The 13,697-nt window shown below is 66.4% G+C and carries 10 protein-coding genes; 7 read left to right on the top strand and 3 right to left on the bottom strand.

What is annotated here, in order from left to right; genetic code table 11:
* Nucleotides 1-4 precede the first annotated feature (4 nt).
* The 7 genes from AC5RT3_RS01700 to guaB all read left to right on the top strand — a co-directional run bounded on the left by AC5RT3_RS01700 (nt 5) and on the right by guaB (nt 10,733).
* Entirely contained in the window at nt 5-1,528 is a 1,524-nt protein-coding gene (locus tag AC5RT3_RS01700; RefSeq protein ID WP_494050940.1) for an ATP-dependent DNA ligase, read from the top strand.
* A gap of 112 nt (nt 1,529-1,640) precedes the next feature.
* Complete coding sequence (locus tag AC5RT3_RS01705; protein WP_494050939.1) at nt 1,641-3,275, top strand: LuxR C-terminal-related transcriptional regulator; 1,635 nt, start codon at nt 1,641-1,643, stop codon at nt 3,273-3,275.
* Between the two features lie 101 nt (nt 3,276-3,376).
* The gene (locus AC5RT3_RS01710; RefSeq protein WP_494050938.1) at nt 3,377-3,706 is read left to right on the top strand and encodes a hypothetical protein; all 330 of its coding nucleotides are present in this window, start codon (nt 3,377-3,379) and stop codon (nt 3,704-3,706) included.
* 10 nt (nt 3,707-3,716) lie between these two features.
* Nucleotides 3,717-4,844, top strand: a complete 1,128-nt coding sequence (locus AC5RT3_RS01715; protein ID WP_494050937.1) for a flavin-containing monooxygenase — start codon at nt 3,717-3,719, stop codon at nt 4,842-4,844.
* Between the two features lie 36 nt (nt 4,845-4,880).
* Nucleotides 4,881-6,941 carry an acyltransferase family protein gene (locus AC5RT3_RS01720; RefSeq protein ID WP_494050936.1) on the top strand — a complete coding sequence of 687 codons (2,061 nt, stop codon included), beginning with the start codon at nt 4,881-4,883 and terminating at the stop codon, nt 6,939-6,941.
* Entirely contained in the window at nt 6,938-9,010 is a 2,073-nt protein-coding gene (locus tag AC5RT3_RS01725) for an acyltransferase family protein (protein ID WP_494050935.1), read from the top strand. Before AC5RT3_RS01720 ends, AC5RT3_RS01725 begins: the two co-directional genes overlap by 4 nt.
* 211 nt (nt 9,011-9,221) lie before the next feature.
* Nucleotides 9,222-10,733: an IMP dehydrogenase gene (gene guaB / locus AC5RT3_RS01730; RefSeq protein WP_494008864.1), complete on the top strand. Its 1,512-nt coding sequence runs from the start codon at nt 9,222-9,224 to the stop codon at nt 10,731-10,733.
* A gap of 66 nt (nt 10,734-10,799) precedes the next feature.
* Here the strand turns inward: guaB and AC5RT3_RS01735 are convergent, their stop codons facing one another.
* The 3 genes from AC5RT3_RS01735 to AC5RT3_RS01745 form a co-directional block, all read right to left on the bottom strand.
* Nucleotides 10,800-11,735, bottom strand: a complete 936-nt coding sequence (locus AC5RT3_RS01735; RefSeq protein WP_494050934.1) for a carbohydrate kinase family protein — start codon at nt 11,733-11,735, stop codon at nt 10,800-10,802.
* Between the two features lie 116 nt (nt 11,736-11,851).
* Nucleotides 11,852-12,646, bottom strand: a complete 795-nt coding sequence (locus tag AC5RT3_RS01740; RefSeq protein WP_494050933.1) for an ATP-binding cassette domain-containing protein — start codon at nt 12,644-12,646, stop codon at nt 11,852-11,854.
* Nucleotides 12,643-13,692 carry an ABC transporter permease gene (locus AC5RT3_RS01745; protein ID WP_494123348.1) on the bottom strand — a complete coding sequence of 350 codons (1,050 nt, stop codon included), beginning with the start codon at nt 13,690-13,692 and terminating at the stop codon, nt 12,643-12,645. Before AC5RT3_RS01745 ends, AC5RT3_RS01740 begins: the two co-directional genes overlap by 4 nt.
* Nucleotides 13,693-13,697: the final 5 nt, after the last annotated feature.

Consider the following 13,697-nt stretch of genomic DNA (forward strand, 5'->3'; position numbering starts at 1 on the left):
AGCCATGCTGCTCGACGAGCTCGTGAAAACCACTGATGCGGTCGCCTCCACACGCTCCCGGCTCGCCAAGGTCGAGGCACTCGCGGACCTGCTGCGCCGGCTTGAACCCGGGGAGATTGCCACTGCCGTCGGCCTGCTCATCGCAAAACCGCGGCAGGGGCGCGTGGGAGTGGGCTGGAGCGGAATGTCGGCAGCCAAGGGGGAACCGGCCGAAGAGCGCACCCTGACGGTGGCCGACGTCGACGCCGCCCTGGACCGCCTCCTCGGCACGGCCGGCACCGGATCCGCGGCGGAGCGTGCCGCCACCCTCCGGACGCTTCTGTCCGCCGCCACCGAACGGGAGCAGGCGTTCATCGCCGGAGTTCTCCTGGGTGAGCTCCGCACCGGAGCCCTGGAAGGCGTCCTGACGGACGCCGTCGCCCGCGCCGCCGGCCGGCCGGTGGAGTCCGTCCGGCGGGCTGCGATGCTTTCCGGCGACCTCGGCGGCACCGCCTTGCTGGCCATGACCGGGACGGCCGCCGAGCTGGACGCGGTGGGCCTCGTCGTGGGCCGCCCCGTGCAGCCCATGCTCGCCGCAACGGCGTCCAGTGCCAGTGCGGCGCTCGAGGCGACGGGGGAGGCCTCCGTGGAATACAAACTCGACGGCGCCCGCATCCAGGTGCACCGCTCCGGGGAGCAGGTGCGTATCTATACGCGCACACTGGCGGAGGTGACCCACCGGCTGCCCGAGGTGGTGGAGCTGGTGCGGAGCCTGCCGGTACGGGACGTGATCCTCGACGGCGAGACCCTCGCCCTGGGCGAGGACGGCGCCCCGCGGCCGTTCCAGGAGACCATGTCACGGTTCGGGGCGGACCAGGCGCGCTCCACCCTGCTGCATCCGTGGTTCTTCGACGTCCTGCACATCGACGGCCGCGACCTGCTGGACGAGCCGCTGGTCATGCGCCTCGGGGTGCTCGAACGTATCGCGCCCGGCCACCGGGTCCCCGGGGAGATCACCGCGGACCCGGCGGTTGCCGAGAACGTCTCGCGTGCCGCGCTCGCCGCCGGGCATGAGGGGGTAGTGGTGAAGGCGGTGGGGTCCCTTTACGCCGCCGGCCGGCGCGGGTCCAACTGGATCAAGGTCAAGCCGGTGCTGACGTATGACCTGGTGGTGCTGGCCTGCGAATGGGGGTCGGGGCGGCGGTCGGGAATGTTGTCCAACCTGCACCTCGGAGCGCTCGACCCCGCCGGCGAGTTCGGCGAACCCGGCGGGTACGTGATGGTTGGGAAGACTTTCAAGGGCCTCACGGACGAACTGCTGCGCTGGCAGACTGAACGGTTCCAGGAGATCGAAGTGCGGCGGACGGCAAACACGGTGTGGGTTGAGCCTGTCACGGTGGTGGAGATCGCTATCGACGGCGTGCAGCAGTCCCCCCGTTATCCGGGCGGCATCGCCCTCCGGTTCGCCCGGGTCAAGCGCTACCGCGACGACAAAATGCCCGCCGAAGCCGACACCATCCAGACGCTGCGCGCCCTGCTGCGCTCCTGACGGCGCCGCTTGTGCCCGTGCGCCGGCGGGCGTACGGTGACGCTTAGGGACCGCCACTGCACAAGCACGACGACGGCGGGCCGGCTGGGCGGGGTATCCGAAAGGAGGCCGGGTGTCCGCTGAAACAGGTATTGACCAGGGCCGGGCTGCATTCCGCGAGCACCGCTGGACAGATGCCTTCGAGAACTTCCTTGACGCCGACCGGCGGGGCGGACTTCCGGCCGCGGACCTCGAGAGGCTTGCCACCGCGGAGATCCTGACCGGCAACACCACAGCAGGCCTTGAAACGCTCACCCGTGCGCACGAGGAATTCCTGGAAGTTGGAGACGTCGCCGGCGCAGCCCGGTGCGCCGGCTGGATGGGCATCCAGCTGAGCAACCTCGGTGAGATGGCACGCGCCGGCGGCTGGCTGGCCCGCGGGCAACGGCTGGCGAAGGAGCTTGACGCGATCCACGCCGTGCAAGGGCTCCTGCTCATGCCCCAGGGGCTGGGCAAGCTCTACGGCGGTGACCCCGCGGGCGCCCTGCAGGTGTTCAACCGGGCGGCTGAGATTGCCCGCCTGGCGCAGGACAAGGACGTGGCTGCCCTGGCACTCCTTGGCACGGGGCAAGCCAACCTCATGCTCGGCCGGCCAAACGAGGGCCTGGAGATCCTCGACGAGGTCATGGTGGCTGTCACCTCAGGCGAGTTGTCTCCGATACCTTCCGGCATCGGTTACTGCGCCGTCATCGGCAACTGCCACCTGGCCTATGACCTGGCGAGGGCCATGCAATGGACTATCGCGTTGGACCGCTGGTGCGCCGCAAGGCCGGACATGGTGGCGTTCAGCGGGCAGTGCCAGGCCCACCGGGCAGAGCTCTTCCGGCTGCACGGCGCCTGGGCCGAAGCGCTGAAAGCGGCGGCCGCTGCCCAGGACCGGTCAACCAGGGGTGACCCCCAGGCGCTTTTCGGCGGCTGTTACGAGCAGGGCGAAGTGCACAGGGTGGCGGGCAACATCGCCGCCGCGGAGGAGTCCTACCGGAAAGCCGCAGAGAGCGGCTACGAACCCCAGCCCGGACTGGCGCTCCTGGCACTGGGACGCGGAGACGCTGGCCAGGCGCAGTCCATGATTCGCAGGGCAGCGAGCGTTGCCGATACTGCTACCCGGCGGCACCTGCTGCCTGCCCTGGTGGAAATTGAGGTGGCCGCCGGAGACCTGGCAGCAGCACGCGGGGGAGCAGATGAGTTGGACGCCTTCGCCAGCGAATGCCCAATGCCTATGGTGACCGCAGTTGCCTGCCAGGCAAGGGGCACCATCCACTTGGCAGAAGGGGACGCTGCAGCGGCGTCGCGGTCGCTGCGCCAGGCCTGGCGCCTGTGGTACGAACTCCAGGTGCCGCATGAGGCCGCGCGGTGCCGGGTGCTGATCGCATGCGCCTGCCGGGAACTCGGGGATGAGTCGTCCGCCGTGATGGATTTGGAGGCTGCCCACGCCGAATTCCTGGAACTTGGTGCAGCCCCGGCAGCGGCCTGGGCGGCGTCCTTGATCCAGCGCTCACCCAACGCGCAGGGCGGTCCCCTGACGGCGCGGGAGCTCGAGGTGCTCCGGCTCGTGGCGTCCGGAAAGGGAAACCGTGCCATTGCCGCCGAGCTGTACCTGAGTGAGAAGACGGTGGCCAGGCACCTGAGCAATATCTTCCTCAAGCTTGGCGTGGCCTCCCGCGCGGCGGCCACCAGTTACGCCTACGAACACGGCCTGGCAGGATAGGCGCGCACCCCGGCATGGGCATTAATACCCATGCCGGTGGGACGAAAGGTTGCATGTTTTGGCCGAAGCGCAGGCCCAGGGCCCGCCAATAGCCTCAGAACATGAACCTTCCCATGTTGGCCGGCACCCTCTCCACGGTGCTGTTTGCTGTTGGCATGCTGCCAATGCTGGTCAAGGCTGCCCGCACCCGGGACCTGGCGTCCTACAGCCCAGGCAGCCTGGTGTTGAGCAATGTGGCCAACGCCGTCCATTCCGTCTACGTCTTCAACCTTCCCGCCGGGCCCATCTGGGCCCTCCACCTGGCCTACGTCCTCGCGTCAGCGCTGATGCTCGTCTGGTGGATCCGGTACGGCCACGGCGGTCCGAAAACGGGACAGGCGCGAATTGGCGGTCCACAGGGAGGTTCAGTCCAGGAAACTGCAAGTAACTAGGAGTACGGCCATGAACAACCACAACAGCAGCACCAACGGGACCGGCACAGTGTTGGACACACTGGTGATCGGGGGCGGACAGGCCGGACTCGCGATGGGTTCCCTCCTGGCCCGCCAGCGCAGGCAGTTCCTGATCCTTGACGCCAGCCGGAGGATCGGTGACGGCTGGCGGCTGCGCTGGGACTCCCTGCGCCTGTTCACGCCGGCGAAGTACAACGGGCTGCCCGGCGTCCCATTTCCCGCGGATCCGCTGTCCTTCCCTACCAAGGACGCGATGGCCGACTATCTCGAACGGTACGCCGCGGCGCTGGACTTGCCCATCAAGACCGGCATCCGGGTGGAACGCCTGTGGCATGAGGGGGACCGGTACATTGCCGTCTCCAACGGCACCAGGTGGGAAGCCCGGAACGTGGTGGTGGCCACTGGAGCCGAACGGAAGCCCAAGCTTCCGCCCTTCGCCCGGGAGCTGGACGCTTCCATCATCCAGTTCCACTCAAGCGAGTACAGGAATCCAGGCCAGCTGCAGGACGGGCCTGTCCTGGTGGTGGGCTTGGGAAACTCCGGCGCAGAAATTGCGCGTGAAGTAGCCCGCACCCATGCCACGTTCGTGGCCGCGAGGCGCGCCAGCGAAATTCCGGTCAAGCACGGCAGGACGGCTGCCCGCTTCTTCCTCCCGGTGGTCCGCTTCGCCGGGCTGCATGTCCTGACCCTGGCCACCCCCGTTGGCCGCAAGGCCGCGCCGGCGGTGAAAGGGCATGGCGCTCCGCTGATCCGGACCAAAGCGAAAGATCTTGCAGCGGCCGGGGTGCACTTCGTTCCACGCGTCGCAGGGGTTGAGGATGGCCTGCCCGTCCTGGCGGACGGAACCCGCACCGACGTGGCGAACGTGATCTGGTGCACCGGCTTCCGGGAGGAATTCGGCTGGCTCGATCCCGGTCTCCTTGGCTCCTCAGGCGATCCCCGGCAGCACAGGGGAGTGGCCCTGGACCCGCCCGGCCTCTACTTTCTCGGTAACAACTTCATGTATGCCGCGGCGTCCGCAACGGTAACGGGAACCGTCAGGGACGCCCGCTACCTGGCCCGGAGGATGCCTTCGAAGAAAACTTCGGATTGGGGAGCTGCCCGCCAGCTCGGGTAACCTTGATGGTTCATTGCGCGCTCCGAAGGGTTATTTGTGTCGACATCATGGACCGCCGAGGCCGCGGCCCGCCCGGCCGACCCCTCGCAGAAGTACCGCAAGAGTGCTTACCGCCCGGAAATTCAAGGTATGAGGTCGCTGGCTGTCCTCATGGTCGTGACGTACCACGTCTGGTTCGGACGGGTCTCCGGAGGGGTTGACATATTCCTCCTGGTGTCAGCATTCCTCATGACCCTTCAGTTCACCGGCCGGTACGGGCGCCGGGAGCCGACTGCCCTGCTGAAGCACTGGCTGCACCTCTTCCGGCGCCTGCTTCCCGCTGCCGTTACGGTGATCCTGGCCACGCTGCTGGCCTCCTACCTGCTTCTTCCGCGCGGCCGCTGGCTGGAGGTCATAGAACACGGCTGGGCCTCACTCTTTTACTCGGAAAACCTGCTGCTGCAACAGAAGACGGTGGACTACTACGCCAGCAACAGCCTGGCCAGCCCTCTACAACATTTCTGGTCGCTGTCTATCCAGGGGCAGGTCTTCATCCTCTGGCCCATTATTTTTGCAGGCGCCGCGTGGGCTGCCAGCCGGTTCAGGCTCGCCTACCGGCCGCTGCTGGCATACGTATTCTCCGCGGTCTTTGTCTTATCGCTGGCATATTCGGTCTACTTCACTGCCACAAACCAGGTACAGGCTTACTTCGATACTGGCGCCCGGCTCTGGGAGTTCGCACTCGGCACGTTGGTGGCACTGCTTCTGCCTGGCCTGCGGCCGGGACGGCGGACCCGCGTTGTGCTGGGTTGGGTAGGCCTCGTAGCGATGGTCAGCTGCGGAATCGTGTTGAATGTCCAGGCGGCATTTCCCGGTTTCGCAGCGCTCTGGCCCACTCTCGCGGCGGTGCTCATCATCGTGGCGGGCCAGACGGGCAGTTCCATCGGGGTTGACAGGTTCCTCAGCTCAAAGCCCCTGGTAAAGCTGGGAGACAATTCCTACGCCCTGTACCTCTGGCATTGGCCCGTCCTGGTGATCGCACTGGCGTGGAGCGGCAAGGAGCACGCGGGCTGGCTGTCCGGCACTGCGATCATTGTCACCTCGCTGGTTTTCGCCTATGTCACCACGCGCTTCGTCGAGAAGCCGTGGCGTGAATGGAAATGGCCCGAAGCCAAGAGGCGGCGGGCTGCGGTGGCGGTGGCTATTGCCGTGGCAGTTGCCTCTGCACCGCTGGCCCTTTGGCGCCATTCCATCCTGCAGGCTGATTCGATCTCGGCCATTGGACTCGACGATCCCCGGTACCCCGGTGCCCTGGCGTTGGGCGACGGCTACCAGTTCACCCCGGACCCGAAAGCCCCGCCGGTGCCCAAACTCGAAGTTATCGCCGAGGAATGGCCAGTCTTTCCGGAGCCCTGCATAGGCGCAGGCGAGTACGCGAGCATCTGTACCAACGGGGCTGAGGGCGCTGCCAAACATATTGTCGTCATGGGTAGTTCCCACGCCTTCGTGCTCAATACGCCAGTGCTCATGATGGCCGAAAAACACCATTGGCGTGTCACATCCATCACCAAGGGATTTTGTCCCCTGACTGACGAGCTGGCACCCGGCATCTCTGAGGAGTGCATTGAGTTCAACAAGAAAAGCTTCGAACAAGTGCTGGAACTGAAGCCGGATCTCGTGCTGACAACCAGCACCCGGACCGTGGCAGATCCCACCGTTACGGACATCCTCGAAAGTTCCTGGATCAGGGAAGCCAGCAGGCTCAACGATGCAGGCATTCCCGTCGTCGGAGTCCGGGACACTCCGCGGATGCCCCTGCACGTGCCGGCCTGCCTGGAAGAAAACCCATCCAACCCTGCCGCCTGCAACGGGAGCGCGGCGGAAAATTTCAGCCCTGTACCCGACACGGATGCAGTGGACGACCAACTTCCGGATACGCATTTCCTTGACCTCACCCGCTATTTCTGCATGGACGGCGTTTGTCCGGCTGTCATTGGCAACGTCATCGTGTACAAGGACGAAAACCATGTCACACGGTCCTATCTCATGACCCTGGCTCCATTCTTTGAGCAGGAGTTTCTTGCGTTGACCGGATGGGGATCCGGGGACCGGGCATGACAAAAACCAGCTTCTCCAGCGGCCCGGTGCCGAAAGCAGCCGCCAAGAGCCGGAAACCGACGTTCCGTCCCGAGGTCCAGGGGCTCCGCGCACTGGCCGTCCTGATGGTGGTGGCCTACCACGTGTGGCTCGGACGGGTGTCCGGCGGCGTCGATATCTTCCTGCTGATCTCCGCCTTCCTGCTGACGCTCTCCTTCGTCCGGAAGGCCGAATCGGGCAGGCCGTTCGGGCTGTTGGCGCACTGGCTGCACCTGTTCAAGCGGCTGCTGCCTGCCGCCGTCGTGGTCATCCTCGGCGTCCTGGCAGGAACTTGGCTGATCCTCCCGCAAGGCCGGTGGCCGCAGGTCCTGGACCAGGCGTGGGCATCACTGCTCTACAGCCAGAACTGGCTGCTCGCCGACACCGCGGTGGACTACTACGCCCAGGACCACGCAGGCGCCAGCCCCCTCCAGCACTTCTGGTCGCTGTCCATCCAGGGCCAGGTCTTCATCCTGTGGCCTCTCATCTTTGCCGGGAGCGCAGCACTGCTGGCGCTGCTGCGGCGCATCACCGCGCTGAACGGAATGACCTACCGGGGACTGCTGGCGCTGGTGTTCGGAGCGGTGTTCGCCGCGTCGCTGGCGTTGTCGGTGGAGCAGACCGCCACCAACCAGGCGTACGCCTATTTCGATACCAGGGCGCGGCTTTGGGAATTCGCCTTGGGCTCCCTGCTCGCCCTTGCCCTGCCCTACCTCAAGCCCGGCCGGGCCCTGCGCCTGGTGCTGGGCTGGGCCGGACTGGCGGGCATGGTTTCCGTTGGCCTGCTGCTGACGGTGGACCGGTCTTTCCCCGGCTTTGTCGCCCTGTGGCCCACGCTCTCTGCCGCGGCCATCATCGTGGCGGGGCAGACCGGGAGCCGGTTCGGTGTGGACCGTTTCCTGAGCAGCAGGCCCGCCGTGGCCCTGGGCGACAATTCCTACGCCCTCTACCTGTGGCACTGGCCCGTGCTGGTGCTGGCGCTCGCCGCCACCGGCGTGGAACAACCCAACCTTGTCCAGGGCCTTGCGATTGTGGGCGCCTCAATCGTGCTCGCTGTCCTCACCACCCGTTTCGTGGAAAAACCGCTGCGCGACTGGCACTGGCCGAAACGGCGGGCCTGGCGCACCGCCGTCGTGATTGCCGCCTGCGGTGCGGTGCTGGCAGGTCCGGTAGCCATCTGGCAAACCACGCTCACAGCCGAGGAAGCCGCGACGGCGGCGCAGCCGCGGGAGCTCACACCGGGGGCCGCGGCGCTCAACCCCGAGAATGCCGGAATGCCGGCACCCGAGGCCAAGTTCATTCCCGGCCCTTCCGCCTTGGACCAGGATTGGGCTGGCATCCACGCCGCCTGCACCGGCGCGAACGCCACGGCGGACCCCATCCTGGAGGGGTGCCGGCAGGCGGTGCCCGCCGAGGGGGCCAGCAAGCGGATCGTAGTGCTGGGTGACTCGCACTCCCAGCAGTACCTCGGCGCGCTGGCACCGATCGCCGAGGCCAGGGGCTGGGAACTGGTCACCCTGCTGATGCCGGCCTGTCGGTTCGGCGCAGAATCGGACACCCGGAGTGCAGAATGCAATGCGTACAACATCGCGGCCTCGGCATACGTCCTGGAGCGCCGGCCGGACGCCGTCTTCACCGTCGCCTCGCTGACGCATGAGGAAGCGCCCTTCGAGACCGACGTGCCGGGCTACCTGGACGGCGTGCGTCCGTTCACCGAGGCCGGCATCGAGGTGGTGGGCATCCGGGACAACCCGCGCTTCACCTTCAACATGCCCGAGTGCGTGCAGCGGCACGGCGCCGACGCTCCCGAGTGCAACCCGTCCCTCAGCGAATCGCTCGTTGATCCCTCACCCCTGGACGGTTACCGCGGCAAGCTGGACGGGCTGCACCTGATGGACATGAGCGACTTCATCTGTGTCCGCGGGGTTTGCCCCGCGGTGGTGGGCAACGTTTACGTGTACAAGGACGACAACCACCTGACCAGGACCTATGTGGAGAGCATGATCCCCATGTTCGAGCAGCGGCTGCTGGCTGCCACCGGCTGGCGCTGAGTCCGCCGGGAGACAGTTCGTGCAGTTGCTCACATTGCACGCGTGGAATAGGGGGATCGGCGCAGAGGTTCTAATATTTACTCAATACTTCCTGCCCCCGGAACGCCGCATGCGGGGTTCCTGATCCCCTGCACAGGCCAGACCCGTAATGACGGGCTGGTCATCGGCTGCAACCCCTACCCGCCCAGCAACCAAGGTAAGAGGCGCACTCATGACCGAGCCCGAACACAACCCCTTTGGCTTCATCGGCCTGACCTACGACGACGTCCTGCTCCTGCCCGGGCACACGGACGTCATCCCGTCCGACGCCGACACCTCCTCCCGGATCTCCAAGAGGATCACGGTTCACACGCCGCTGCTGTCCGCAGCGATGGACACGGTCACCGAATCCCGCATGGCCATTGCCATGGCGCGGCAGGGCGGCCTGGGTGTCATCCACCGCAACCTGTCCATCGCGGACCAGGCTGACCAGGTGGACCGGGTGAAGCGCAGTGAATCCGGCATGATCACCAACCCGCTGACCATCCGGCCGGAAGCAACCCTGCTTGAGCTGGACAACCTGTGCGCCCAGTACCGGGTCTCCGGCCTGCCCGTGGTGGACGAGGAGAACCGCCTCCTGGGCATCGTGACCAACCGCGACACCCGCTTCGTGCCGGAGTCCGACTACCCCATCCGGCTGGTCAGCGACGTCATGACCAAGATGCCGCTGGTCACCGGCCACGTGGGCATCAGCCGCGAGGAGGCCTCGCACAAGCTGGCCACCAACAAGATCGAGAAGCTTCCCCTCGTGGACGAGCAGGGCCGGCTCAAGGGCCTGATCACCACCAAGGACTTCACCAAGGCGGAGCAGTACCCGCTGGCCACCAAGGACGACGAAGGCCGCCTGCGCGTGGGTGCTGCCATCGGCTTCTTCGGGGACGGCTGGGAGCGGGCCATGGCACTGGTGGATGCCGGCGTCGACGCCCTGTTCGTGGACACTGCCAACGGCCACTCCCAGGGCGTGCTGGACATGATCCGCCGGCTCAAGTCCGATCCGGTGGCAGCACACGTGGACATCATCGGCGGCCAGGCCGCCACCCGCGAAGGCGCCCAGGCCCTGATCGACGCCGGCGCCGACGGCATCAAGGTGGGCGTGGGCCCCGGCTCCATCTGCACCACCCGCGTGGTGGCAGGCGTCGGCGTCCCGCAGATCACCGCGATCTACGAATCCGCGAAGGCTGCGATCCCGGCCGGCGTGCCGCTGATCGCCGACGGCGGCCTGCAGTACTCCGGCGACATCGGCAAGGCGCTGGTAGCCGGTGCCGATACCGTGATGCTCGGCTCGCTGCTGGCAGGCTGCGACGAGTCTCCGGGCGAACTGATCTTCGTCAACGGCAAGCAGTTCAAGTCCTACCGCGGCATGGGTTCCCTTGGCGCCATGCAGTCCCGCGGCAAGAACACGTCCTACTCGAAGGACCGCTACTTCCAGGCCGACGTGTCCGGTGACGACAAGCTGATCCCCGAAGGCATCGAGGGCCGGGTGGCCTACCGCGGCCCGCTGGCCTCCGTGGCCTACCAGTTGGTGGGTGGCCTGCGCCAGACCATGTTCTACACCGGCGCGCCGACCATCCCCGAACTCAAGGCCCGCGGCAAGTTCGTCCGGATCACCCCGGCCGGGCTCAAGGAATCGCACCCGCACGATATCCAGATGACCGTTGAGGCGCCGAACTACGGGTCACGATGATCCTGGTGGTTTGATGCCGCGGAAGGAGGTGGGGAAATTCCCCCACCTCCTTCCGTTTTTAAGCCCCTATGCTGCCGGTTGCAGGTCCGGCGTAAGCTCCTCGATGGTGGGAGGATTGGCCCCGGGCCGGCCGACCGTAATGGCGGCAGCCTTCGATGCCGTCCTGCCCAGGGTTTCCAGGACGGAAGGTGGCAAACCATCTGTACTCCGGCAGAGCAGGCCGTAGATCAGGGCTGCCATGTAGGAATCCCCGGCCCCGATGGTGTCCGCCACTACGGTTTGGACGGACGGAACCTGCACCCGCGTGCCGGGTGTTGCCAGAAACGAGCCCGCCGAACCCATGGTGACCACCGCCAGGCCCGCACCGAGTTCCAGGATCCGCGCGGCGGCGTCCTCGAACGTCAGCCGGGGGTAGAGCCACCGGGCATCCTCGTCGCTCAGCTTCACCACGTCCGTCAGGGGAACCAGGTCTTCGAAAACAGCAAGGGCCTCCGCATGGCTGCCCAGGAGCGCCGGGCGAATATTGGGATCGTAGGAAACCAGGCATTCACGGTGCGCCCGTTCCAGGAGGCTCTTGACGGAAGCGGCCCCGGGCGCCAGGAAACTCGCGATAGAGCCGGTGTGCAGCACTTTTGGAAGATAGGCAGGGTGGACCGGCTGCAAGTCCCAGCTGATGTCGAAGTCGTAGTGGGCCGAGCCATCGGGCGCCAGGGTAGCTGTTGCCGAGGCTGTCCGTCCGGCGGAGGTGGAACCGGGAAGTAGTGCGACGCCGGCGCCCGCCAAGTGCCTCGCGATGGTGGCGCCGCGCTCGTCCTCGCCGATAGAGGTCAGGAGGCCGGTGCTGATTCCCAGGCGCCCCAGGCCGTAGGCCACGTTCGCGGGGGATCCCCCGGGGTGCTCCACCGTGCCTTCGGAGGTGCTCACCACGTCGATCAGCGCTTCGCCGATCACGATGACATCGAGGCTCGCCGGGTGAGGGCTGTTGGTGTGGTCTTGGGGCATCGGATTATCTTTCGTGAAGCCGTCCGCGGACCTGCAGGCTGGCGCCGACAGGTCCGCGGAAGGGAGGGATGGAACGGTTGAAGGGACGGTTGGAGGCAGCGGGCAGCCTGGGAGGATCAGGCGGTTGCGGCGCCTGTCATGATCGCTACCGCGTCGGTCATGGAGTGCGATTTTGGTGTGATGGTGGCCGCGCACTTGCCGAGCCGCTGGATATGGATCCTGTCCGCGACGTCGAACACGTGGGGCATGTTGTGGCTGATCAGGATGACCGGCAAGCCACGGTCGCGAAGGTCGCGGACCAGTTGGAGGACCTGGTTGGACTCGCGGACGCCGAGTGCCGCCGTCGGCTCGTCCAGCACTACTACCTTGGAACCGAACGCTGCCGCCCTTGCCACGGCCACGGCCTGGCGCTGGCCGCCGGAAAGGTTCTCGACCGGAACGGTGACATCCTGGAGCGTCGAAATGCCGAGGCGGGTAAGCTCCTCCCTCGCCTTGCGGCGCATGCCCTTGGTGTCCAGGACACGGAAGACCTTGCCGAATGGTCCGGGCAAGCGTTCCTCCCTGCCGAGGAAAAGATTGGATGCGACATCAAGGGCGGGGGAGACTGCAAGGTTCTGGTAGACGGTTTCGATGCCATGGGCGCGGGCGTCCTGCGGCCGCTTGAAATGCACCTGCTGTCCGGAGACGTGCAGCTCGCCGGAATCCGGGACCTCGGCACCGGTAAGGCACTTGATAAGGGTGGACTTGCCGGCTCCGTTGTCCCCGATGATGGCCAGCACCTCGCCCGGGTAAAGGTCCAGGCTGACACCGTCCAGGCCCACGACCTTGCCGAAGGTCTTGACGAGGTTGCGTGCCCTGAGGATCGGCTGCCGGGTTTCCGTGACGGGGCGTTCAAGCCCGGTGGAGGTCATGACTTTACCTTTCGGATCCACTGGTCGATGGACACAGCGACAATGATGAGCACGCCCACGGCGAGGGTCTGGAACAGCACGTCCAGCCCGGCCAGGGACAGCCCGTTGCGGAACACGCCCACGATCAGCGCTCCGAGGAGGGAGCCCCATACTGAGCCGCGGCCGCCGAAGAGGCTGGTTCCACCGATCACGACGGCGGTGATGGAGTCCAGGTTCAGGTCCACGCCCGCGTTGGGGCTGGCTGCGTTGGTGCGGCCGATCTGGATCCAGGCGCCGATGGCCAGGACGGCACCGGCTGCAAGGTACACGCTCATCAGGACCCGGTTGACGGGGATGCCGGCCAGGCGGGCGGCTTCCTTATCATCACCTACTGCGTAAACGTGCCGGCCCCAGGCTGTCTTGCCCAGGATGAAGGCGACCGCCACGTAGAGCAGGAGCATCATGACCACGCCGGTGGAGATCCTGACCGGGCCCAGCGGGAAGGTGCTGCCCATCCAGGTGAGCACGTCCGGCATTGCCGAGCCGCGTACCGTGGAGCCGCCGGAGTACAGCAGGGTCAGGGCGATGAAGATGTTCAGTGTTCCCAGCGTCACAATGAACGGGGGGAGCTTGAACCGGGTCACCAGGAAGCCGTTGAGGGCCCCGGAGGCGAGCCCGACGACGAGTCCCGCCAGGAGCGCCAGCGGCGCCGGCACGCCGTTGTTTACGGACAGTTGGGCCACCACCATGGAGGCCAGGATCATTACCGCGCCCACGGACAGGTCGATCCCCGCCGTGAGGATGATGAGCGTCTGGGCGATGGCCAGGGTCCCGACGACGGAAACCTGCTGGGTGATCAGGGAAAGGTTCTCGAACCGCAGGAAGCGGTCATTGAGGAGGCCGAACACTACAACCGCGACCAACAGCACGATCGCCGGGCTGAGCGCGGGATAGCGGTGCAGGACGTTGCGGATACGGCTGAGCGGGGTCTGCCGGTCGAGGAATTCCTCGGCAAGGTCAGTGCTGGGTCCCGTGGCCGGCGGTCCGGCCGTCTGTTGCTGGGTCATTGATG

The sequence above is a fragment of the Arthrobacter sp. Y3221159 genome, assembly GCF_059089885.1.

Coding starts and splice junctions, on each gene's coding strand:
- AC5RT3_RS01700 (WP_494050940.1), top strand. CDS start 5: ATGCTGCTCGACGAGCTCGTGAAAACCACTGATGCGGTCGCCTCCACA.
- AC5RT3_RS01710 (WP_494050938.1), top strand. CDS start 3,377: ATGAACCTTCCCATGTTGGCCGGCACCCTCTCCACGGTGCTGTTTGCT.
- AC5RT3_RS01715 (WP_494050937.1), top strand. CDS start 3,717: ATGAACAACCACAACAGCAGCACCAACGGGACCGGCACAGTGTTGGAC.
- AC5RT3_RS01725 (WP_494050935.1), top strand. CDS start 6,938: ATGACAAAAACCAGCTTCTCCAGCGGCCCGGTGCCGAAAGCAGCCGCC.
- guaB (WP_494008864.1), top strand. CDS start 9,222: ATGACCGAGCCCGAACACAACCCCTTTGGCTTCATCGGCCTGACCTAC.
- AC5RT3_RS01735 (WP_494050934.1), bottom strand. CDS start 11,735: ATGCCCCAAGACCACACCAACAGCCCTCACCCGGCGAGCCTCGATGTC.
- AC5RT3_RS01740 (WP_494050933.1), bottom strand. CDS start 12,646: ATGACCTCCACCGGGCTTGAACGCCCCGTCACGGAAACCCGGCAGCCG.
- AC5RT3_RS01745 (WP_494123348.1), bottom strand. CDS start 13,692: ATGACCCAGCAACAGACGGCCGGACCGCCGGCCACGGGACCCAGCACT.